This is a genomic window from Wolbachia endosymbiont (group A) of Rhinocyllus conicus (genome assembly GCF_947250775.1).
Lineage (GTDB): Bacteria > Pseudomonadota > Alphaproteobacteria > Rickettsiales > Anaplasmataceae > Wolbachia.
The window spans coordinates 1,392,896-1,415,361 of the sequence record NZ_OX366349.1 but is presented as its reverse complement, the minus strand read 5'-3'; the positions used below and the strand labels follow the sequence as shown (position 1 = coordinate 1,415,361).

The window sequence follows — 22,466 nt, the reverse complement described above, 5'->3', positions numbered from 1 at the left end:
TATTCACTGACCGTTCTTGTTATAAATACCAGAATAATAAGCTACTGATATTCTCCATCTTTTTTATCTTTAATCCATCATAGCTAGCGATGCAACAAAGCCATTCCAGTGTCAAGCACTGGAATGACACCACTTTTGCTCAATATTTGCGCATTAGCCGTGCCCCTGAACAGTATCAAGAATATAAAAGAAGCGTTGCCGTCACGTTATATCATAAACTTTTGCTGAAGCTTTTTTCATGTCTTCACTTGAAAGTGGGATTAGACCAAGCCTAGATAGGTACCCATCTTCAATGCCGATCGAATCTATAATTTCTTTTATGAATTCTCTTAATCCATCAACAGTATCCAGGTGTTCTTTCTTTATATAAAGGTATAGAGGTCTTGCTAATATATATTTTCCCGATGATATATTTTCGTAAGTTGGCTCAATTCCTGCAATTGTGCTCCCTTGTATTTTATCTTGATTCCTCATTAAAAAGCTAAAACTAAATATCCCTAAAGCGTTCTTGTTACTTTTCAATTTTTGTATTATTATGTTTTCATTAATTCCAACTTCTATATACCTTCCGTCATCCCTTATATTACCACATGCTTTCTTTCTTTCTTCCTGATCTTTATAATTCTCTTTGAAAATTCTCGAGTTCATGCATGAATATTGATTGAACATAATAGAATTAACCAAAGTTTCGTATGTGCCTGTATTTTGATGTGGACCATAAATTTCAATTTCTGTTTTTGGTAAGGCTTGATTTACATCAGACCAAAACTTCTTATTATTTTTTACTAATTTATCATTTTCTTGAGAATATGCAGATAAAGTTTCAAATAAGTCCTTCTTTGTGAAATCAAATCTATGGCTTTGATTTGAATTTGCAATGACAATTCCATCATAGCCAATGATGATCTCTATCACTTCATTAATTTTATTTCTTTTACATAGTTCTCTTTCTACTTCCTTCATAGGGCGAGATGAAGTGGTGATGTCTGGCGTGTCTTCCCCTATTCCTGAGCAAAACATTTTGAACCCTGATCCACTTCCTATCGATTCCACAACTGGAGTCTTAAAAGAGAATACACGATTGAACTCCTCGGCTACAAATGAGATAAAAGGAAAAACGGTTGAAGATCCAACAATTCTGATGTATTTCCTGGCATCAGCATTTGACAGCGGCGTGAATAATACGAATACAAAAATCAGGAGAAAGTTTCTAAACATTGTTTTTAGCTAAGAACATAAATCTAATTATTGTAATAAAAAATCAAACTGAAAAGCTTTAATTGCATGACAAAAGCTACAGTTTACATTTAAATTTTATTTTATATTATTGTAAGTATTACACAACTTTAAGGGGCAATTATGGCAGTTATGCCAGATAAATGGATCAGAGAAAAAGCTGAAAATTTTGGAATGATAGAGCCTTTTGTGGATCACAAAAGCAGCAAAGGTGTTATATCTTTCGGACTATCGTCTTATGGGTATGATGCAAGAGTGGATAATAAATTTAAAATTTTTACTAACGTTAATTCAGCCATCGTGGACCCTAAAAATTTCTCTGAGAATAGTTTTATAGATAAAGAAACAGACGTATGCATAATTCCACCAAATAGCTTTGTGCTTGCAAGCACAGTGGAATATTTTCGTATACCAAGAAATGTACTGGTCATTTGTGTTGGTAAATCAACTTACGCAAGGTGTGGAATTATAGTAAACGTTACTCCCTTAGAACCTGGATGGGAAGGTCATGTCACACTCGAATTCTCAAACACCACCCCACTTCCTGCAAAAATTTACGCTAATGAAGGCGCATGCCAATTCGTATTTTTAAGCGGCGAAAGTGAGTGTGAAAAATCATATGATGATATGAAAGGAAAATATATGAATCAGCATGGTATCACTTTGCCGCTGGTGAAATAATTACTGCTTCCGTTGTGGGCTACCGGGCTGCTCTATAAATAATATTCCACCATTGCCAGAGAGCAAAGTGCGTACTGATTCACTTTCTCCCAAACGTTCAATTGCCTGCTTTTTGTTACTTCCAATGCGTGTGCTAAGACCACATTGAAGGTCTACGCCACCCTCTTCAGTAAGGCTACATTGTAAACCAAAACCGACAGCATAACCTTCTGTTTCACCAGCAGCAATTATCCCCTTTATAGCTACATTGTGGTCATCTTCAACTGTTCTTATCACTCCTTTACCGTCTTTAATATCATCATTTACAATCCCTACTATAATGGTCCGATCTATACCTTCCACTGTTCGAGATATTACTTCTGTAGTTGGTTCTGCAATGTTTTGCTGTTCCAATTCACCAACTTCTTCTTCAATACGCTTTTTGTACTCTTCATCATTCATTGTATCTGCCGCTTGATTTTCTATACTTGTATTTTTTTGATGAAGGAAATCTCTATTAATGCAATAAAAAATAAGTGCAGGTATCAGTGAAATTACTACATTTGATATGATGCACGGAATTAAAATCATAGCGGCAGCAATATAGATGAAGATTTTAGCTGTAAATTTTGCTATTTTAGATAATAAGGAGTTGTTTTTTTGAATACTAACTGCATCCAAAAGAAAATAGGTACACACTCCCCATGCTACTGTAATGGCAGTGGGTACAATGATTGGGACAAGTAAAAAAGCATCTATTAGCTTTTTTCCAGAGCTAGTTGGTTTTATGCTATTATTATTCAGTGATGCAAAATAACCTTGAACAAGGTTAGCAATCCATTTTGCACCGGATAAGACTCTCTCACTATTTTCTTTAGATAAGTTAACTTTCATTGGTTTTACCATACTTATAATCATGCTAATTATGCTAATAATTAATATTGTAAAATCAACATAAATTTTTTACTTCCGCACTTTTTTTCACTGATTATAATAAATTTGTAACCATATGGTTCGCCATGTGCTTTTCTTAATTAAAAACTTCAACTATTCATTGTAAGCTATTGAATTTCCTACTATTTAGTGGCAAATTATCATCCAAGTGGCTGTAAAACGACAAATTCGTCATTCCGCTACTAGTTAGCGGAATCTATACCGCGAATGAATCGCGGTATGACGGTTCGCGGCGGCATAACGATAAGCTCGTCATCCCGCTGCTTGTTAGCGGAATCTATGCTAAGAGATACCGCGAATGAATCGCGGTATGACGGTTCGTGGCGGCATAACGATAAGCTCGTCATCCCGCTGCTTGTTAGCGGCGCGGCGGTATGACGTAGAGCCTACATTAACTATAGAAACAAAAAGGAGGATTATCATGTCCACAATAATTTTATCATCAATTTTTGGTCAAGCAGGCAGCATTTTTGGTCCAATTGGCCAGATTATCGGCTCAGAACTCGGTGCTTTTCTTGGTGCGCAGCTTGATGGTGCGATGTTTAGCCTTGATGCTGAGCAGAAAGTAACGCATGGTGCGAGACTAAAAAATCTGCAAGTTCAAACCTCAACCTATGGAAGGACGATACCAATTATCTATGGCACTGCTCGCATTGCAGGGAACATTATTTGGTCACAGCCAATAAAAGAAGAGGCGATAACCACCAAAAGCAAAATTGGAAGAGGTATGAATGTTGAGTATAATTACTATGCAACGCTTGCAATTGCGATCTGCAAGGGGAAAGTAGAAAAATTAAACAGAATCTGGGCAGATACAACATCACTTAGCTTTGATGAAATAGATTATACTTTTTACAGCGGCAGAGAAGACCAAAATCCTGATCCATTTATGTCGTCAATCGAAGGTGTGCCGGCTTATAGGGGAATATCTTACATAGTCATCAAGAATTTTCCTTTAGCAGACTATAATAACCGCGTTCCGGTATTCACATTTGAAGTGCAGACTATATTAAAGCCTAGCGGATTTTCAGTAGTAGAAAATATTCAGAATATCAATATAATACCAGGCTCAGGAGAGTTTGTATATGATACAAAAATACAGAAGAAAATCGCGCAAGAGAAAATAAGCAGCAACCAATATATCCCATATGGGCTGGCACAAAGGGTAAATCATAACAACCACACTAAAAAGAGCGATGCAGTGCTTTCTTTGGATCAATTAAAGGGAGATTTACCAAATGTTGAGTGGGTATCGGTAGTAGTCAATTGGTTTGTGAATGATCTGAACATTAAAGATTGTAAAATATACCCTGCAGTTGAATTTCAAGATGATTCCGCAATATTACCTGATGATTGGCAAGTAGGAAGTAGTACCAGAGATGATGCTCAGCTAATTTCAAAAGATGATAATGGAAACCCAAGATATGGTGGCACAGTTAGTGATTCAGCGCTAATAAGATATATAGAAGAGCTACACAGCAGAGGCTACAAGGTGATGCTCTATCCGATGCCCTTACTTGATACAAAGAACAAAGAGTGGCGAGGAAGATTGAGCGGGGCTCCTCAAGATATAAGTGATTTTTTTAAGAATCAGTACAACAAATTTATAGAGCATTATGCAAGCATTGCCAAACAAACTAAAGTGGAAGGGTTTATCATTGGTTCTGAATTTGTTGAACTTACCAAAATCAGAGATGAAAAAGGTAATTACCCTGCAGTGGCAGAGCTAGTTAAGCTTGCAAAGCGAATAAAACTTGATCTTGGAAAAGAAGTAACAGTAACTTACGCTGCGGATTGGAGCGAATACCACTCATATGATGGTTGGTATAATATGGATGAACTGTGGTCTTCACAGTACATCGACGTTGTTGGCATAGATGCTTATTTTCCACTGACTGATGGTCCAGAGCCTCCTTTTGGCTATTCTGCGGAAGATGTAATGGGTGGTTGGAGCAGTGGAGTGGGGTATGATTATTTCTATGATTACTCAAAAAGTGAGCCTGAAAAAGTAAAGTATAACGACAGCAGGTATGCGTGGAAAAATATAGAGAAATGGTGGAGTGAAACTCACATAAACCCCGGTGGTAGTAAAACAAAATGGCAACCAAAAATGAAAAAAATATGGTTTACTGAATATGGATTTCCCAGTATGAACGGCTGCACTAATGAGCCAAATGTGTTTGTTGACAAAGGCAGCATAGAGAGCAAATATCCACGATATTCAAACGGAGAGGTGAGCTTTCTTTCACAAAAAATTGCAATTGAAGGAACGCTAAAGAAGTGGCAAAGCTCAGAAATGGTAGAAAAAATGTTTCTCTGGGCATGGGATGCAAGGCCATTTCCTTATTTCCCCAACTTGTGCGATATGTGGACTGACTGCCATAATTGGCAAACAGGACATTGGATTCAGGGAAAGCTTTCACAGCTTAATATTTCCGATGTTTTATCGGATCTATTACAAAAAGCAGGTTTAAAAAGCGATCAGTTTGATACAGGTGGCGTCAAAGGGTTATTGTCTGGATATGTGATAAACGACCAGCAACCCGTACGTTCTATTATTAAAATGCTGCAAAGTTGCTATTTTTTTGATGTGGTTGAACAGGGCTCTAAACTGAAATTTGTCCAAAAGGGCAGGGGAGTTACAACTGTAATGCCAATTGGTGAAACGGTTTTCAGTAACAATTCAAAACTTGTTAATATTAGTCAACTGGATTTAAACAATAAAGTTAACGTCGTTTATTTTAATCGCAATTTTGGCTATCCAATTGATGTTAAATATGCTGAGTTGCCAAAGCAAGGCACTGCTGCAACAGTTGAAATACCGCTCATTATGGAGGAGGGAGAGGCACAAAATATCGCTGAAGTTTTACTTTATTCTTCGTGGCAAGAGAGAAATATATACAATTTCAAGCTACCGATAAAATATGCATGGCTTGCGCCAAGTGATGTCATAACGATTTTAGACGGTGAGAAAAAGCATACGGTGAGAATTATAAAAACAAAATTTGAAAGCATGTCCATTCAAGTAATTGGCGTTGGTTATGATCACTCTATATATAAGCTTTCTTTTCCTTCAACAAGGTCACTTATGCTGAAGGAATACCCTCCTTCTCACATCAGCAAAACCATCATAGAAATGATAGATTTACCGCATGTTAAAGGTAATAGCGCAAGCTTTACTTTAATTAATGAGGAAAAGAATTGGAAAGGAGCAACACTCTTTATTTCGTACAACGATAAGGATTATAAGCCTATCGCAAGCACAAATAAACAGTCTACTTACGGATATGTAATGGAATCTACCGATGAGGGGCTTGTAATAGTATTACGTTTTGGTAAGCTGCTAGGAATTATCGATTCAAATTCAGCATTAATCGGAAAAGAGATAGTGAAATTCCAGAGTACTAAACTCATAGATAAAAATAAATATAAGCTTAGCAACCTAATTAGAGGGCAAGAAGGTACTAAAGAGTATGAGCATACAGGAGGTGAGAAATTTACCTTACTTGATGATTCAATAATTTCTTTTGAAGTGCAATCAGGGAGAAAATTTTACCTCAAAGCAGTGACTTATGGTGATTCGTTGGATAACACGGAAGCAAAGGTCCTGAACAATTGATGCTCAGTATTTAAACTTAAACCTGAATAATTGAAGATAAGATATTGAAATTCAGGCTTTTTATGATTTTAGCTTAAGATTCCAGTGTCAAAGCACATAACTGTACGAACATTGTGATTTGAATCCACTAGGAGGGTGTCATTCCAGTCTGGAATCCAGCCTTTCCATAATCATCAAAACGTTGTATAAAACGGCTACTTTTATACTTAATAAAATTCCTGGATCCAAGTAGTCAAGGCACTGGGATGACAAAGGAGGACAGTGTCCGCTACTCGAATGACATCGTTTACTATGTAACATTGTACTTATACTAATGAAAAAAATATATTATAATCAAGTATATTTAATCCAGTAAATCATTAAGTGAAAACAGCTCTTTCGCAAAATATCATCTCTCTTATTATGATATTGTCTGTAGCAATTGTCGATATGGCAACTGACCTATACTCAGTTGCACTACCAAGCATTGCCAATTATTTTAAAGTAGAAGGCAGTGTAGTGCAGCTTACAATTAGCTTGAATCTAGTTGGATTTGCAGTATCTGGATTAATTTATGGTCCATTATCGGACCATTATGGTAGGCGTCCAATGATGCTGATTGGTATGACAATTTTTACTTTAGCAAGTATCATGTGTTATATAGCCGACAGTATTGCGCTCTTGATACTAATTCGCTTCATACAAGGAGCAGGGGCTGGTGTTGCAGGTGTTGTTGGGTATGCAGCAATAAGGGATATGTACTCGGGTAGTGAATACTCGAGAGTAATTTCAAAGTTAAATATGGTAGTGGCACTCTCACCTGGAATAGCTCCAGTGGTGGGCGGTTATATAATTTCACATGGGTATAGTTGGAAATTTTTGTTTTTTATTATATCACTTGCGGCAATTGCTATGCTTATTTTTATTTACTTTAAGTTACAAGAAACACTCATTGTGAATAAAAATGAAACCAGTATAACTAACATAACTACTAATATCTTCAAGCAATATATATCAATATTTAGAAATTATCGTTTCCTTGGGTTTTCAGCCATTCATGGATTAACTTTCATGTGGCTTTGGGCATATGTTGCTAACTACCCGTTCATATTTGAATCAATGGGCATTGAAGTACAGTATTTTGGCTACCTCATATCGATCATAGTCATATTTTACATAATTGGAACTTTAATTAATAGAAGGTATGTACCAAAAGTAGGGGTTAGCAAAATGCTAATAATAGGTTTGGTGTTACCGATAATATCCGATAGTTTATTGGTATATTTTTATTTCGCGGACAAGTTAAATATATTAATTCTTCAAGTTGCCTGGATTCCAGCCAATATTGGGCTTGCATTAGTAATCAGCAATAACGTAACTTCTGCTTTAGAAACGATCAAAGGTATAGGGCTTGGTAGTGCAGTCCTCTCATTCTGCAATATGATGTTTGGGGCTATTGGAATATATATAGTAGGAAAATTTTTTCGCTATGGCATTTTACCAAATTTACTATTAACAATAATATGCTCTACAATTGCAATTCTTATGTACAGCCTGCTCAAATATACTGAAAAACACGGGCATTATTTGCGTAACCCAGGAACATAAAGGTCATAGATTATTAACGGCTTTGCCGTGATAATATAATTTTACATGGAGGTGTGGGATGAGTAATGTAAATAAAGATATAGTAAAAGATAATTTTGGAAATGCTCCTTTACATTGGTCTGCTCTAAATGGCGAAAAAGATGTAGTAAAAGCCCTATTGGGTGAAGGGGCAAATGTTGATGTACAAAATGATAAAGGAGAGACTCCTTTACATTGGGCTGCTGGAAAGGGCCATAAAGATGTAGTAAAAATTCTATTAAAAGGAGGAGCAAATGTTAATGCAAAAGATAATAGTGGATGTACTCCTTTACATTTGGCTGCTCTAAATGGCAAAAAAGATGTAGTAAAAGCCCTATTGGATAAAGATGTAATCGATGTTAATGCAACAGATAATTCTGGAAAAACTCCTTTACATTTTGCTGCTGAAAGTGACCATAAAGAAGTGGTAGAAGTTCTATTAAAAGCAGACGTAATCGATATTAATGCACAAGATAATGATGGATGTACTCCTTTACATTTGGCTGCTGTAAGTGGTCATAAGCAGGTGGTGCAAGCTCTATTGGATAAAGGGGCAAATGTTAATGCAGAAGATGACGAGGAAAACACTCCCTTAGCTTCAACTACTAACGAAGAAATAAAAACTATATTACAAAGCACAGCTGAATTACTTAAGGCTGCTAAAAGAGGTGATATTAATGAAGTAAGACGTCTAATAAGTGAAGGAGCAAATGTTAATGCAAAAGATGATTGGTTGCAAAAGACTCCTTTACATTTGGCTGCTGAAAATGGCCATACGGATATAGTAAATGCTCTATTAGATGAGGGGGCGGATGTTAATGCAAAAGCAGGTATGGATATAACTCCCTTGCTTTTTGCTGCTATGGGGGGTCACAAAGATGTAGTAGAAATTCTATTAAAAAAAGGAGCAGATGTTAATGCAGTAGACAGTCTTTATGGAATGAATTCTTTACGTTGGGCTGCTCAAAATGGCCATGAAGGTGTGGTAAAAGTGTTATTAACAGCAAAAGAAATAGATGTTAATACATATCCTCAAGTATTATTTTTTGCTGCTAGAGATGGTCATGAAGGTGTAGTAAAAGTGTTATTAACAGCAGAAAAAATCGATATTAGCACGTATTCTAAGGTATTATATTTGGCTGCTGAAAATGGCCATGAAGGTGTAGTAAAAGTGTTATTAACAGCAGAAATCGATGTTAATGAATATTTTCGGGCATTATATTTGGCTGCTGAAAATGGCCATGAAGGTGTAGTAAAGGTGCTATTAACAACAGAAAAAGTTGATGTTGCAGCAAAAGGTAATCACGAAAAGACCCTTTTACATTTGGCTGCTGAAAAGGGCTATACGGATATAGTAAACACTCTATTAAGAAAAGGAGCAGATGTTAATGCAAAAGATTATTTTGGAAAGACTCCTTTACATTGGGCTGCTGCAAATGGTCATACAGAGATAGTAAGTGCTCTAATAAGAAGCGAAGGAATTAATGTTTATGCAAAAGATAACAAAAACAATGCTCCTTTAGATCTTGCTAAAAAAAATAATCACAACGAGGTAGTAGAAGTTCTAGAACAAGCACAAGAAAACATCGAAGCTTTGTGCTCAGCTGTTAAAAATGGTAATGCGCAGGAGGTAGACACACTGGTACAAAGTCTATTAGAAGGGCTATTTGGTGATAATCTATCTATAGGAACAAATATTGATAATATAGTAGATGAGGATGGAAATACTCCCTTACATTTGGCTACTTTACTTAATAAAACAGAGATGGTAAAAATTCTAATAGGCTACTCAGCAAATGTTAATTTAGCAGATAGAAATGGAAAAACTCCTTTACATTTGGCTGCTCTAAATGGCAAAAAAGATGTAGTAAAAGCCCTATTGGATAAAGATGGAATCGATGTTAATGCAACAGATAATTCTGGAAAAACTCCTTTACATTTTGCTGCTGAAAATGACCATAAAGAAGTGGTAGAAGTTCTATTAAAAGCAGACGTAATCGATGTTAATGCAAAAGATAATAGTGGATGGACTCCTTTACATTTGGCTGCTGTAAGTGGTCATAAGCAGGTGGTGCAAGCTCTATTGGATAAAGGGGCAAATGTTGATGCAGAAGATGAAGATGGAAACACTCCTTTAAAATTAGCCACTGATGACAAAATAAAAACTCTATTACAAAACACAGCTGAATTACTTGAGGTTGCTGAAAAAGGTGATATTGATGCAGTAAACCGTCTAATAAGTGAAGGAGCAAATGTTAATGCAACAGATGAAAAAGGAAAAACTCCTTTACACTTCGCTGCTGACAATGGCCATAAAGAGGTAGTAAAAGCCCTACTGCAAGTACAAGGGATCAATGTTAATGCACAAAATAAGGGTGGATGGACTCCTTTACATTTGGCTGCTCTAAATGGCCATAAAGAGGTAGTAAAAGCCCTATTGGATAAAGGGGCAAATGTTGATGTACAAAATGATAGAGAAGAGACTCCTCTACATTTGGCTGCTGAAAAGGGCTATACGGATATAGTAAAAACTCTGTTAGGAAAAGGAGCAAATGTTAATGCAAAAGATAATAGTGGATGGACTCCTTTACATGAGGCTGCTCAAAATAACAACAAAGAAATAGTAGACGCTCTAATAAAAGCAGGAGCAAATATTAATGTAAAAGATAAAGATGAAAAAACTCCTTTCGATTTAACTACTAACGAAGAAATAAAAACTCTATTTCAAAAAGCCGCAGAAAGCCCTGATGCTGGTTTAATTGATGAGCCATCGACGGATAGTAAAGGGGTTCAAGAAGAAGATGCTGGTACAGAAAAGAAAGAAAAGCAAGAAGGTGATGCTCAATCAGGATCAGACATTGCAGAAAAAGGAACTGATGTAGCAACCGGAAGTGCACAGCCTATTGCTCCCATAGAACCTGCACAAACAGAAGAACAGCCGAGCTCTTTTTTTGGTAGTTTGTTTAGTATACTTATGAAGCCTTTTTCATTAATTGCATCATTTTTTGGTGGGTTTTTTTCATGGTTGTTTGGGTCTGATGAGCCAATACAATCATCATCTGAATCTGACCAAACAGTTGTGTTAGAACCACCGAATAGTTCAGGAGACCATGACATAATATAGCTAAAGGTTTACTAGATTCCAGCGTCACGCGCTGGAATGACAAAAAAAGGAGCACTGGAATGACAGCAGTCCTACGTCATACCGCCGCGGTATCTCTTAGCATAGATCCCGCTAACAAGTAGCGGGATGACGGTTGTCGGTGAACCTAAGTTACTTTAGCTACAAACGTTAAGAAATTTACCAAACGAAAAAAAAGGCAAAAGAAGCCCTAGTCATTGTCTACTTTCAGTATTGGCGTTTTTTAAGTCTTAAACACTGCAATTTAGCTGCTTTTAAATGCAACTCACCTTTGTTTAAATGTTTAAGAAATTTACTAAGCAGAAAAAAAGGCAAAGAAATCCCGTGTTAGCTAGTTGTCACTCTCTAATCCTGCAAATTGGCGTACTATACTGTCTTAAACGACTTATAAGCGCGTTTCAGCTTGTGTAGGTAAAAACCTAGAAATGTTGTGAAGACATAAGGTGCACATAGTGCAAAAAATTAAAAATAAGACGCCAACTACGTTGTTTTCTTGCTGTTTAATCTGCACAGATGAAGATAACTGAATACCTTCAGTTTCATGATAAAGGGGCTGGCAGAGTTTGTCAAGTGGTTTCTATTGAATATATACAGTGGAATGATAAAATTCACACACACATTTTACTACGTGATCGGCGCTGATATTAAAATGCTCATAAAGTGTTTTATAAGGTGCTGATTCTCCAAAGCTTTTCATGCCAATAAATATACCGTTTGAACCTATATATTTATGCCAACCCATTTCACTTCCAGCTTCAATTGCAACTTTGATGCTGTCATTATTTAATATCGCCGCTTTATATTCATCACTTTGCTCATCAAAAAGCCTCCAGCATGGCATAGAAACAACCCTTGTACCTATACCCTTTTCCTGCAATTTCTCCCTTGCTTCAACTGCAATTTCAACCTCGGACCCCGTAGCAAATATTGTCACTTTTAATTCTTTTGAACATTCACACAAAATATATGCACCAAACTTCGATAGATTAGCAGATTGATCGATATCAAAATAGAATTTGCGCATGTAACTTACGTTTTGCCTTGAGAGCGCAAACAGTGCAGGTGACTCTTTTTTTTCGAGTGCAATGCTAACACACTCTAGAGTTTCAACTGCATCGGCTGGCCTAAAAACATATAGATTTGGTATAGCACGCAAAGAAGCTAAATGCTCTATTGGTTGGTGAGTTGGGCCATCTTCTCCCACTCCAATTGAGTCATGAGTCATCACATAGATAACCTGCTGTTTCATCAAAGCTGAAAGACGTATAGCAGGACGACAGTAGTCGGAAAATACCAAAAAAGTGCCACCATAAGGAAGAATCGCGCCGTGAAGTGCCATACCATTCATACATGCTGCCATAGCGTGTTCTCTCACTCCATAGTGGACATAAGAACCACTATAATTATTACTATCTATTACCTGCATGTGCTTATATTTAGTGCAATTTGACCCAGTAAGATCAGCAGAACCGCCGATTAATTCCGGCATATGTTGTGTTAAAAGTTCCATTACCATGCCGAAAGAAGAACGTGTAGCTTCGTTTGGCATTGTCTCGTGTATTTGTTTCTTCAAGTTAGCCAAAACATTATCGATATTGTCTGGTAGACGTTTATCTAACCGTCTTTGAAGTTCTTTATTTTCACTGGATTCCAGTGTCAAGCACTGGAATGACACCGAATTGCTGTTATCTGGCAGACGCTCATCTAGTCGCCTTTGAAGTTCTGCATGATATCCTGTCATCCCAGCATTCTCTTCTGTCATCCCAGCATTCTCTTCTGTCATCCCAGCATTCTCTTCTGTCATCCCAGTGCTTGACACTGGGATCCATTCTTTTTCTTCTTCACTGGTCACATGCTGGAATGACAATGAATTGTAATTTTGCCTTGCTCTCTCAACAGTTTTCTTCCAGGCGTTTTTCACATCTTCTGGCACATGGAATGGCTCGTAATTCCAGTTTAATTTCTCTCTCATCTGTTTGATGTCTTCCTCCGAAAAAGCACCACTGTGAGCAGAGGATGTGCCAGCACGGCTTGAAAATTTTCCGATAATGGTTTTGCAGCAGATCATTGTAGGTTTATCAGACTTTTTTGCTTGCTCTATTGCAAAGGATATGGCATCAAAATCATGGCCATCAATTTTGTCAACATTCCATCCATACGCTAAGAAGCGTTTCTCTACATCATCAGAACAGGAAAGGCAAGTAGCGCCATCTATAGAAATATCATTATCATCAAAAAGAGCTATGAGCTTATTCAATTTAAGATGCCCAGCAAACGATGCTGCTTCATGGCTTATTCCTTCCATAAGACAGCCATCCCCTAGCATTACGTAAGTGTAGTGATTGATTCTGAATTGCTTTTTAAGGATTGATTCAGCAAGTGCCATGCCAACAGCAGCGGCAAACCCCTGACCGAGCGGGCCTGTTGTTGCCTTTACCCCGGAAGTCAAGCCAAACTCTGGATGACCTGGGGTCTTGGATCCCATTTGCCTAAAGTTTTTTAGCTCATCTATGCTAGTATAACCTGTCAAATATAATATTGAGTATAGTAACATTGACCCATGACCGTTTGATAAAACAAAGCGATCTCTATTGAACCATTTAGAATCATCAGGATTATGATTCAGATATTTAGCAAACAAAACAGTTGCAACATCTGCCATGCCAAGTGGCATACCTGGGTGTCCAGAGTTTGCTTTTTGTACTGCATCAATTGATAAAAAACGGATGGCGTTTGCCATAGATTCCAAATGTGAATGATTCATGTGTTAATAGAAAAACTTAAAAATGAAGTATAAAAGATTATATCAGCAAAAACAAGTTGACACTGAGTGCTAAAATCCTTAATAATCTAAAGTTAAATCGTGAGAGTTTTTATATGACAACTGTTATCACTAGAAAGTATAGGATTAGCCGTAGACTTGGTGTAAATTTATGGGGTAGAGCTAAAGACCCAGTAAACAAAAGGAAATACCCTCCAGGTCAACATGGTATTCTTGGATTCAAGAAGTTATCCGACTTTGGTAAGCAGTTTGCTGCGCATAAGAAATTTAAGTTTTACTATGCGATTTCAAGTAAGCAGCTCAGACGTACATTTTTAGATGCTTATAACAGAAGGGGTTATACGGCTGATAATTTTATCGGTATTTTAGAATCAAGGCTCAGTTCTGTTTTATACCACTCTAGTCTTGTGCCAACAATTTATGCAGCGAAGCAGCTCATATCTCATAAGCACGTTACAGTTAATGATAAGGTGGTCAACATATCGAGTTATCGAGTGAAACCAGGTGATATAATAAAAATAAGAGAAAGGGCAGCAAAAATCCCTATAGTAGTAGAGGCTGAACAAAAACAAGAGCGCAAGGCTCCGGATTATTTAGAGACAGATAGTAAAGAGCATTCAGTGAAGTATTTGAGGTCACCTCAATATTCTGAGGTTCCTTATTCAGCAGACATGGAAGTCAATTTAGTAGTAGAGTTTTACTCTAGATAGATAAAAAAAAGCCCGTGTGGCGGAATCGGTAGACGCAGCGGACTTAAAATCCGTGGGTTTTGCGACCTTGGGAGTTCAAGTCTCCCCATGGGCACCAATTTAACTTAGCAGATAAATACAAAAAAGTATGAAATGGCTTGATATAGAAGATATTGTAGAAGCTCTAGAGGAAAAATTTCCAGATGAGAATATAATTAATATCAGATTCACTGAGCTTAAAAAAAAGGTCTTGAGTTTAGAGGAATTTGATGATGATGAAAAACGCTGTAACGAGAAAATACTCGAAGCCATTCAAGCAGCTTGGATTGAGGAAAGATCTTAACAAATAAGAAATAACTATCGCTATTAAAAGTTAGCGCGTGACGCTGGAATGGCTTTGTTGCATCGCTACTTATGAAAGGCTAACTATAGCTAGGATTATAAGCAACCTATTGAAAATCTTGTTTTTTTGCAATCAATCTGATCAAATTTAAGAATAGTAATTTATTATTTATATTAATAAACTTAATTCTATTGAAAATAGCTAAAGCATTGAAATTCTTGAATTTTAGCCGGATTAGTGAGTGGTAGTGAAATTTCTTTTACTCAAATTTAGGTATTCACTGACCGTTCTTGTTATAAATACCAGAATAATAAGCTACTGATATTCTCCATCTTTTTTATCTTTAATCCATCATAGCTAGCGATGCAACAAAGCCCGCTGGAATCCAGAAAAAAAAAGAAAAATGGATCCCAGTATCAAGTACTGGGATGACAACAAAAAAGAAGGAGTCTAAAATTCGGACACCGTATATCATTCATTTTAGACAATACTGTACTTTTTAAATCTAATTTAAAATTCACTCAGGTTAATAATAATTTAACTAATTACAATTAAAACAGCTAGAAGGTTAATTATGAGGCAAAGATGGCAGCACAAAAATTTTTGGATGGAACGTGATTACGACTTGCCTGACAAGTGCTACGTTGAGATAAATTTTACATAAAAATACTGCTTTTTACGGTGTGAGGCTAGAGGTTTGTAAAGTAGTTAGAAGGTTGTCATCCCAGTGTTAGCTACTTGGATTTGGCACTGAGGAAATCCAATGTAGTAGTAAACCTTACTTATTTAGTTATACTAGAAACAAAACAGAAAAATGCTCAAACGTAGCGGTCCAAAAAAATTAAAGTCTATAATTGAAAATTACGCATTAAAATGCATGAAAAATAAGATTAGCAAAAATGAAATACGTCTGATTTTAAACTGGCGAAATATAGTAGGGAAAGAAATAGCAGAGTGTACAAAACCGAAAAAGATCTCATATGCACAGAATGTAAATTCTGGTGTATTGCATCTAGTAGTAACAAATGGCAGTAAAGCATTAGAAATTCAGCATATGATTTCTCTTATAATAGAAAAAATTACGATATTTTTTGGCTACAAAGCAGTATATGGTATAAAAATTAAGCAAGAGAGTATTGACTATTTGACTATATAAGGTAATCTAAGTACATAGAATAATTTGGTATATTGAAGTGAGTAGAGTTTGTGAATTAACAAATAGAAAAAAATCTTTTGGTAATAAGGTATCACATTCGAATCGTAAAACAAAGCGTACCTTTCTTTTAAATTTACATAAGGTTACGTTGACAAGTGATATATTGAATAAAAAGTTTAGATTTCGTGTGGCAACAAGAACTTTGAGAACTATAGATTACAAAGGTGATTTAGATGCTTTTTTGCTCAACACAAGAACGATTAAACTAAGTGAAAAAGCGCAGAAGATAAAAAGAAGGTTGAAAAAAGTTTTAGTAAAGCAAGAGGTAGAGTTAGCCGTTTCAGATGCATAGCAAACCTCAATGGCTCAGAGCAAAAGCTCCGACCGGTGAAGTATTCAATGAAACTTTAAACATCGTTAAACTGCATAACTTACATACGGTATGTGAAGAAGCTGCATGTCCAAATATTGGTGAATGTTGGAATAAACGTCATGCTACTGTGATGATTCTTGGTTCTGTTTGTACTCGTGCTTGTGCATTTTGCAACGTTGCAACTGGCATTCCTGATAAACTAGACCCTCATGAGCCAGAAAATTTAGCAAAAGCGATAAAAAAGTTAAACTTAAAACATGTTGTCATTACCTCTGTTGATCGTGATGATTTACCAGATGGTGGCGCAAATCAGTTTATACAGTGCATAGAAGAAATTAGAAAGATAACTTCAGAAACAACAATAGAGATTTTAACTCCTGATTTTTTAAATAAGAAAGGAGCATTTGAAGCAATTGCTGTTGCATCACCTGATGTCTATAACCACAATATTGAAACAGTGCCGAGATTGTATGCAAAAATAAGACCACGAGCTCGCTATTTTCATTCACTATATTTGTTGAAGATGGTAAAGCAGATTAATCCTAAAGTTTTCACAAAGTCAGGGCTTATGGTTGGTCTTGGAGAAACAAAAGAGGAAATACTTCAGGTTATGGACGATTTGCGCAGTGCTGAGGTTGATTTTATTACAATTGGTCAATATCTACAACCAACTCCAAAACATGCAAAACTTGATAGGTATGTTACCCCAGAGGAATTTGAGCATTATAAATACGTTGCTTACTCCAAAGGTTTCTTAGTGGTTGCATCAAGCCCACTAACTCGGTCATCATACCACGCTGAAGAAGATTTCAACAGGCTCAAGGCCTGTCGTTGACATTTGTGTTAATTCAAATTAATTTTTACTAATTATAAAGGAGTTGAGCGGCTTTACGTAATGTCTACTATAAAAATCGAGAAGAAATCACAATTAGTTAAAGAGGTATTCGATTCCGTGGCAAGTCGCTACGACACCATGAATGATATAATGAGCCTCGGAATGCACAGATTATGGAAAGATAAGATGGTAAATAGTGTGCATTTTACAAAAAACTCTAAGATTTTAGATATTGCTGGAGGAACTGGAGATATAGCAATAAGAATAGTAAGAAAAGAGCCAAGTGCTAAGGTTACAGTATGTGACATAAATCAAAACATGCTAAACAGAGGACGTGATAAAGCTATAAATTCAAACCAAATTAATTTTGATTGGGTATGTGCAAGTGCAGAAAGTTTACCATTTGAAGACTCCGAATTTGATTATTGCACAATAGCTTTTGGCATTCGAAATGTTTCTGACCGCAAGAAGGCTTTAAATGAGGCGCACAGGGTATTAAAACCACATGGAAAATTTATCTGCTTAGAATTTGCCCCTATGCACTATCAAAATGAGATATTTACCAAACTTTATGACTTATATTCATTTAAAGTAATTCCTAAAATTGGCAGCATAGTTGCTAAAGACAGGAGTTCTTATGAATATTTAGTGAAGAGCATTAGAGAGTTTCCAACTCAGGCTGATTTTAAAATGGAAATTGAAGAGGTAGGCTTTAAGAATGTTGAGTTTCATAATATGAGCTATGGAATAGTGGCATTACACATTGGAACAAAATGAATATTAAATTCTGGTATAGAACGCTGGATTATTATCTCATCCTTCCAGTGTTTTTTTTGCTCACTATAAGCTTCATTCTTGTTTATTCAGCAAGCCCTGTAATTGCGCAGCGTCTTTCTTTACCACAAGATTATTTTATACGGCGCCATACAATTTATATAGTCCTGTCACTAATTACCCTGGTGACATTTTCTTTTCTCAACACAAGAACTATACTTAACCTCTCATTCGCAGGTTTCATTTTATTTACTATTTTAGTGGCAGCTGCGATAATACTTGGTATAGAGGTAAAAGGTGCGAAACGATGGTTACATATTGTCAAAATTTCAGTTCAACCATCTGAGTTCGTAAGGCCATTTTTTTCTGTTGTTATAGCTAGTATCTTAGCCAGCGGAATGAAGTTTAAAATGCACATATCAATCATAATATTTCTGTTAGTTTTTGTGTTGTTACTTTTGCAACCTGATTTCAGTATGTCCATGCTTTTAACATATTCTTTTATTGGTCAAATGTTTATTGCATGTATACCACTTTTATACTTTCTATGCATAATAGGAATGGCCACAACTGGAACTACAATAGCTTACTTATGCCTCCCACATATAAAGCAAAGGATTTACAATTTTGTCTTTTTTACGCAACGCGATAACTTTCAAGTCACAAAATCATTAGAAGCATTCAAAAGAGGTCAATTAACTGGAGTTGGACCTGGTGAAGGTAGCGTAAAAACCTCTCTTCCTGATTGTCATACAGATTTTGTGTTTTCTGTTTTAGCAGAAGAATTTGGTTTGATTACGTGCTTAGCCACATTGATGTTATTTGGCATCATTTCCGCCCGCTTGCTTTACGTTGCATATAGAGAAAATGAATTATTCAATCTATTGGTGATTCTTGGTATCTCAATTCAATTCATCACACAATTCATAATAAACACAGGGGTAACATTGAGTGTTTTTCCCACCACCGGCATAACCCTGCCACTACTTAGCTATGGTGGTTCTTCTCTTTTATCTTCGAGCATCGCACTTGGCATAATGCTGTCTTTCAGTAGAAATCAAGCTATCGCATTAAAGTTTCGTGAGCGTGTTATGCTTGTGGACTAGTGGTCACCCGCTCACAACTATTATTGGTATCCCTCCAAAATGGGTATCTGTTCAGATGAGTGGCAAGAGATATTATGAAATCTGAAAGAGTTATGCATAGCTGTACGAACATTCATTTTTGAAGACAGCAAATGGTGTCATTCCAGTCTGGAATCCAGAAATTTTGCTTATAACTGAGCTGATGAGCTAAAGGTAGTTGTCTTACGCTAAAACAAACGTTTTTAATTAAGTTGCATAGAACCAGTGTCTGGGCACTGCCCACTGGTGGCCCAAACTACAACGTTCGTACAGTTGTGCGTGGCGCTAACACGTAGCGGTATGACAGCAGTCCTACGTCATACCGTCACGGTATCTCTAGATCCCGCTAACACGTAGCGGGATGGAGGTTGTCAGGGTGTCATCCAAGTAGCCTCTTTCTTGTCATCCCAGTGCCCAGACACTGGGATCCAGCAGATCAAGCTTTCTGCTCATTCCCAGTTATGCCTTGTTCTTCTTCCACTTCTTGTAAAGGAGTAATACCTTTTGTTTTTTCTAGATGATCAGCCTTTGCATTAACATTTGCCCTATTTGCTATAAGAATTTTTGCTATCTTTGTATGACCTCGTTCACCAGCACAATGTAGAGGAGTATATCCTTTAAATCCTTCTACATTAGCCTTTGCATCAACCTTCGCCCCGTTTTTTACTAGAATTTCTACTATCTCTGTATGACCTTCTCTAACAGCAAAATGTAAAGGAGTCATCCCTTTGTATTCTACATCAACACTTGCATCATTTTCTATTAGAAGGTTTACTATTTTTTCATAGCCACATAAAACAGCTAAATGCAATAACGTAAATCGATCATATGCTATTAGTGTATCATCTTTAATTTCAAATAGGTAATCTACATCAAAACCAGCTTCTTCCCATTTCTTATATTCTTCTGGATATTTCTTTAATTCCTCTTTTATTTTGTCAATTAGCTTTCCTAGATTAAAAGGATCAACTGTAAGGCGTTTCTTTATGGCCTCCTGAACCATTAATTTAATCTTTGCCGGAAGAGCTGGAATTTCTTTTTCAATAACATTTTTTAAGAATTTTATAGTGTAAGTTTTATTTCCAGATGTTTTCATCATCCTCTACTTCTTCTTCACCTTCAGAGAGGCGATCGTCAGCTATTTCGGATAGCTCTACATCTTCTTCGAACTCTTCTTCCACTAAATCTACTAAAACTTCAGGGATAGTTTTATTTTGAATCTCTGCCATTTCTGTAAGATACTGAGCCAATTTACTGTCAAAACTTACATTAACATTGAGCTTTTTTTGACTGTGAGCCATATATTAACCAAAAAATACTACTATAAGCTATAACATTTTTACTTAATTTTGTCAACTTCTCTATTCGTTGAAAAAACAATCTTGCACAAAAAAAGTCAACTCATTTCTTCTAACGGTTCTATATTAAAGATGGAAAGTCCAGAAGCGATGACGTGCGCTAAGGCTTGGACGAGAAACATTCTTGCAGCGGTGAGGTTTAAGTTGTCTTCCAGTATGAACCGCATGTTTAAATCACTCTTGCCATGTCCCCATAAAACGTGAAACGCTTCTGCAACTTCAAGTAAGTAGAAAGTAATTCTGTGTGGCTCATAAAGCCTTGCCGCTGTTTCTATCACATTTGGCCACTTTGCTAAGGTTTTTATGAGGAAGAGCTCCCCATCGGTCTTTAAAAGTGAAGGGTCTGCTGTTGGGAGCTCTTTTGGAGCATTACGCATTAACGAATGAGCACGAGCATGCGCATATTGCACGTAAAAAATAGGGTTGTCTTTTGACTGTTCTTTAACTTTAGCAAAATCAAAGTCCAAGACCATATCATTCTTGCGTGTTAACATTATAAAACGAGTTATGTCCCTGCCAACTTCTTCCACTACATCTCTTGCTGTGAGGAAGTTTCCTGATCTTTTGGACATCTTAACAGGTTTGCCATTCTCGAAAAAATTCACAATATTATGCAGTTTTACCTCTATTTTTGCTTGATCATCACTTAGTGCAGAGACAACTGCTTTTAGCCTTTTGATATAACCACTATGATCACTACCGACTGCTACTATCATATTATTAAAACCACGTGATATCTTATCAAAATGGTAAGCGATATCTGAGGCAAAATAAGTCCAACTGCCGTCCTCTTTCTTCAATGCGCGGTCAACGTCATCACCAAATTTTGTAGAGCGAAATAACATTTCTTTTCTGGAAGTCCAGTTTTCACTTTCTTTGCCTTTTGGTTTCTCCAGGTACCCTTCATGCACCAAACCCTTGTCAGACAATATCTTTATACTCTCTTCAATTTTGCCACTTTTTTGTAGCTCATATTCTGAAGTAAAAACATCATGACTTACCCCAAGTAAGTTCATGTCTTCCTTTATGAATTCTAAGATAGAACTTAAAGTATATTCTCTAATCACCTGATTATCTTGCTTTTCTAGAAGCTCCTTGCCATATTTTTTGGCTAGCCCATTCCCTATCGGTTTTAAATATTCACCTGGGTATAAACCTTTTTCAATGCTGATTTTTTCTCCCAGAGCTTCCTTATACCGCAAATATACTGACTTTATTAGTGTATCTATCTGCGCTCCAGCATCATTAATATAGTATTCCTTAGTAACTTTATAACCAACTTTTTTCAATAAATTTGCCAAAACGTCACCAAATACTGCTCCTCTTGCATGACCAATATGCAGTGGACCAGTTGGATTTGCCGATACAAATTCAACATTGATGGCCTGATTGTTCCCTATATCTAGGGTGCCAAACTCTGTTTTCAGCTCATTTATTTGTTTTAAAATTCCATGCCATACTTCTATTTTTAAGTGCATGTTGATGAAACCAGGGCCCGCTATTTCCACTTTTGCAACTTCATCAAAAAGTTCAAACTCTTTAGCTAAAACCTCTGCAATCTCAACTGGATTCTTCTTTTCATGCTTTGCAAGCACCATAGCAACATTTGTATAGATATCACCATGTGCTCTATTGCTTGGAGGCTCTACAATAAAATTTGCCGCACTTGTATTTATGACACCCCTTTGCTTCAACTCATTTAATTTGCTGGAAATTAGAGAGGAAACATGTTTGAAAATGTTCATCAACTAGAAAAACTATGAAAACCTAGAGCAGTATAGCGGACAAGTGGGGCTAGTTGAAGAGTTATCTTAAC

General features: G+C 36.5%; 19 protein-coding genes and 1 tRNA gene. 13 read left to right on the top strand and 7 right to left on the bottom strand.

Translation table 11 applies throughout. From position 1 onward, the window contains the following. Window positions 1-201: 201 nt before the first annotated feature. Window positions 202-1,218, bottom strand: a complete 1,017-nt coding sequence (locus OOK92_RS06995) for a substrate-binding domain-containing protein (RefSeq protein ID WP_264735658.1) — start codon at window positions 1,216-1,218, stop codon at window positions 202-204. A gap of 141 nt (window positions 1,219-1,359) precedes the next feature. Here OOK92_RS06995 and dcd point away from each other — a divergent pair, with 141 nt between their 5' ends. Beyond that, the gene (gene dcd, locus OOK92_RS06990; protein ID WP_064125494.1) at window positions 1,360-1,917 is read left to right on the top strand and encodes a dCTP deaminase; all 558 of its coding nucleotides are present in this window, start codon (window positions 1,360-1,362) and stop codon (window positions 1,915-1,917) included. Here the strand turns inward: dcd and OOK92_RS06985 are convergent, their stop codons facing one another. After that, complete coding sequence (locus OOK92_RS06985; RefSeq protein ID WP_264735657.1) at window positions 1,918-2,814, bottom strand: hypothetical protein; 897 nt, start codon at window positions 2,812-2,814, stop codon at window positions 1,918-1,920. 243 nt (window positions 2,815-3,057) lie between these two features. Here OOK92_RS06985 and OOK92_RS06980 point away from each other — a divergent pair, with 243 nt between their 5' ends. Both OOK92_RS06980 and OOK92_RS06975 read left to right on the top strand, forming a co-directional pair. Continuing rightward, window positions 3,058-3,228: a hypothetical protein gene (locus OOK92_RS06980; protein WP_264735656.1), complete on the top strand. Its 171-nt coding sequence runs from the start codon at window positions 3,058-3,060 to the stop codon at window positions 3,226-3,228. A 43-nt stretch (window positions 3,229-3,271) separates the two neighbouring features. Next, on the top strand, window positions 3,272-6,469 hold the full coding sequence (locus tag OOK92_RS06975; RefSeq protein WP_264736408.1) for a glycoside hydrolase/phage tail family protein: 3,198 nt from the start codon (window positions 3,272-3,274) through the stop codon (window positions 6,467-6,469). A gap of 138 nt (window positions 6,470-6,607) precedes the next feature. On the opposite strand, the gene OOK92_RS06970 is transcribed toward OOK92_RS06975, so the two are convergent. After that, a complete protein-coding gene (locus OOK92_RS06970) occupies window positions 6,608-6,769 on the bottom strand; it encodes a hypothetical protein (RefSeq protein WP_264735655.1) in 162 nt (53 codons plus the stop codon). Between the two features lie 63 nt (window positions 6,770-6,832). On the opposite strand from OOK92_RS06970, the gene OOK92_RS06965 reads away from it, so the two are divergent. Then, window positions 6,833-8,056, top strand: coding sequence for a multidrug effflux MFS transporter (locus tag OOK92_RS06965; RefSeq protein ID WP_458694398.1), 1,224 nt, complete (start codon window positions 6,833-6,835; stop codon window positions 8,054-8,056). A gap of 58 nt (window positions 8,057-8,114) precedes the next feature. After that, complete coding sequence (locus OOK92_RS06960; RefSeq protein WP_264735654.1) at window positions 8,115-11,198, top strand: ankyrin repeat domain-containing protein; 3,084 nt, start codon at window positions 8,115-8,117, stop codon at window positions 11,196-11,198. A 595-nt stretch (window positions 11,199-11,793) separates the two neighbouring features. Here the strand turns inward: OOK92_RS06960 and OOK92_RS06955 are convergent. Then, window positions 11,794-13,980 carry a transketolase family protein gene (locus OOK92_RS06955; RefSeq protein WP_264735653.1) on the bottom strand — a complete coding sequence of 729 codons (2,187 nt, stop codon included), beginning with the start codon at window positions 13,978-13,980 and terminating at the stop codon, window positions 11,794-11,796. Between the two features lie 113 nt (window positions 13,981-14,093). Here OOK92_RS06955 and rpsD point away from each other — a divergent pair, with 113 nt between their 5' ends. The 8 genes from rpsD (at window position 14,094) to OOK92_RS06915 (ending at window position 19,274) form a co-directional block, all read left to right on the top strand. Beyond that, on the top strand, window positions 14,094-14,708 hold the full coding sequence (rpsD, locus tag OOK92_RS06950; RefSeq protein ID WP_264735652.1) for a 30S ribosomal protein S4: 615 nt from the start codon (window positions 14,094-14,096) through the stop codon (window positions 14,706-14,708). Window positions 14,709-14,718: 10 nt separating this feature from the next. Next, a tRNA-Leu gene (locus OOK92_RS06945) sits at window positions 14,719-14,805 on the top strand. 30 nt (window positions 14,806-14,835) lie between these two features. Continuing rightward, window positions 14,836-15,030 (top strand): Fe-S cluster assembly protein IscX, encoded by a 195-nt coding sequence (gene iscX, locus OOK92_RS06940; protein WP_253308941.1) that lies wholly within the window; start codon window positions 14,836-14,838, stop codon window positions 15,028-15,030. 814 nt (window positions 15,031-15,844) lie between these two features. Continuing rightward, window positions 15,845-16,186 (top strand): DUF721 domain-containing protein, encoded by a 342-nt coding sequence (locus tag OOK92_RS06935; RefSeq protein WP_182182927.1) that lies wholly within the window; start codon window positions 15,845-15,847, stop codon window positions 16,184-16,186. A 37-nt stretch (window positions 16,187-16,223) separates the two neighbouring features. Next, the gene (gene rpmB, locus OOK92_RS06930; RefSeq protein WP_006279619.1) at window positions 16,224-16,538 is read left to right on the top strand and encodes a 50S ribosomal protein L28; all 315 of its coding nucleotides are present in this window, start codon (window positions 16,224-16,226) and stop codon (window positions 16,536-16,538) included. Continuing rightward, window positions 16,531-17,394 carry a lipoyl synthase gene (gene lipA / locus OOK92_RS06925; RefSeq protein ID WP_264732375.1) on the top strand — a complete coding sequence of 288 codons (864 nt, stop codon included), beginning with the start codon at window positions 16,531-16,533 and terminating at the stop codon, window positions 17,392-17,394. Before rpmB ends, lipA begins: the two co-directional genes overlap by 8 nt. Before the next feature lie 60 nt (window positions 17,395-17,454). Then, on the top strand, window positions 17,455-18,171 hold the full coding sequence (ubiE, locus tag OOK92_RS06920; RefSeq protein ID WP_264735651.1) for a bifunctional demethylmenaquinone methyltransferase/2-methoxy-6-polyprenyl-1,4-benzoquinol methylase UbiE: 717 nt from the start codon (window positions 17,455-17,457) through the stop codon (window positions 18,169-18,171). Beyond that, the gene (locus OOK92_RS06915) at window positions 18,168-19,274 is read left to right on the top strand and encodes an FtsW/RodA/SpoVE family cell cycle protein (RefSeq protein ID WP_264732371.1); all 1,107 of its coding nucleotides are present in this window, start codon (window positions 18,168-18,170) and stop codon (window positions 19,272-19,274) included. The genes ubiE and OOK92_RS06915 overlap by 4 nt, the downstream gene beginning before the upstream one ends. Window positions 19,275-19,728: 454 nt before the next feature. Here the strand turns inward: OOK92_RS06915 and OOK92_RS06910 are convergent, their stop codons facing one another. The 3 genes from OOK92_RS06910 to argS form a co-directional block, all read right to left on the bottom strand. After that, window positions 19,729-20,391 carry an ankyrin repeat domain-containing protein gene (locus tag OOK92_RS06910; protein ID WP_264735650.1) on the bottom strand — a complete coding sequence of 221 codons (663 nt, stop codon included), beginning with the start codon at window positions 20,389-20,391 and terminating at the stop codon, window positions 19,729-19,731. Further along, window positions 20,369-20,593, bottom strand: coding sequence for a hypothetical protein (locus OOK92_RS06905; protein ID WP_174132978.1), 225 nt, complete (start codon window positions 20,591-20,593; stop codon window positions 20,369-20,371). Before OOK92_RS06905 ends, OOK92_RS06910 begins: the two co-directional genes overlap by 23 nt. A 95-nt stretch (window positions 20,594-20,688) precedes the next feature. Next, on the bottom strand, window positions 20,689-22,395 hold the full coding sequence (argS, locus tag OOK92_RS06900) for an arginine--tRNA ligase (RefSeq protein WP_264735649.1): 1,707 nt from the start codon (window positions 22,393-22,395) through the stop codon (window positions 20,689-20,691). Window positions 22,396-22,466: the final 71 nt, after the last annotated feature.

Bases quoted from the DNA above. Each gene is read 5' to 3' on its own strand.
- OOK92_RS06995 (WP_264735658.1), bottom strand. From the start codon at position 1,218: ATGTTTAGAAACTTTCTCCTGATTTTTGTATTCGTATTATTCACGCCG.
- dcd (WP_064125494.1), top strand. From the start codon at position 1,360: ATGGCAGTTATGCCAGATAAATGGATCAGAGAAAAAGCTGAAAATTTT.
- OOK92_RS06985 (WP_264735657.1), bottom strand. From the start codon at position 2,814: ATGATTATAAGTATGGTAAAACCAATGAAAGTTAACTTATCTAAAGAA.
- OOK92_RS06980 (WP_264735656.1), top strand. From the start codon at position 3,058: ATGAATCGCGGTATGACGGTTCGCGGCGGCATAACGATAAGCTCGTCA.
- OOK92_RS06975 (WP_264736408.1), top strand. From the start codon at position 3,272: ATGTCCACAATAATTTTATCATCAATTTTTGGTCAAGCAGGCAGCATT.
- OOK92_RS06970 (WP_264735655.1), bottom strand. From the start codon at position 6,769: ATGTTACATAGTAAACGATGTCATTCGAGTAGCGGACACTGTCCTCCT.
- OOK92_RS06960 (WP_264735654.1), top strand. From the start codon at position 8,115: ATGAGTAATGTAAATAAAGATATAGTAAAAGATAATTTTGGAAATGCT.
- OOK92_RS06955 (WP_264735653.1), bottom strand. From the start codon at position 13,980: ATGAATCATTCACATTTGGAATCTATGGCAAACGCCATCCGTTTTTTA.
- rpsD (WP_264735652.1), top strand. From the start codon at position 14,094: ATGACAACTGTTATCACTAGAAAGTATAGGATTAGCCGTAGACTTGGT.
- iscX (WP_253308941.1), top strand. From the start codon at position 14,836: ATGAAATGGCTTGATATAGAAGATATTGTAGAAGCTCTAGAGGAAAAA.
- OOK92_RS06935 (WP_182182927.1), top strand. From the start codon at position 15,845: ATGCTCAAACGTAGCGGTCCAAAAAAATTAAAGTCTATAATTGAAAAT.
- lipA (WP_264732375.1), top strand. From the start codon at position 16,531: ATGCATAGCAAACCTCAATGGCTCAGAGCAAAAGCTCCGACCGGTGAA.
- ubiE (WP_264735651.1), top strand. From the start codon at position 17,455: ATGTCTACTATAAAAATCGAGAAGAAATCACAATTAGTTAAAGAGGTA.
- OOK92_RS06915 (WP_264732371.1), top strand. From the start codon at position 18,168: ATGAATATTAAATTCTGGTATAGAACGCTGGATTATTATCTCATCCTT.
- OOK92_RS06910 (WP_264735650.1), bottom strand. From the start codon at position 20,391: ATGATGAAAACATCTGGAAATAAAACTTACACTATAAAATTCTTAAAA.
- OOK92_RS06905 (WP_174132978.1), bottom strand. From the start codon at position 20,593: ATGGCTCACAGTCAAAAAAAGCTCAATGTTAATGTAAGTTTTGACAGT.
- argS (WP_264735649.1), bottom strand. From the start codon at position 22,395: ATGAACATTTTCAAACATGTTTCCTCTCTAATTTCCAGCAAATTAAAT.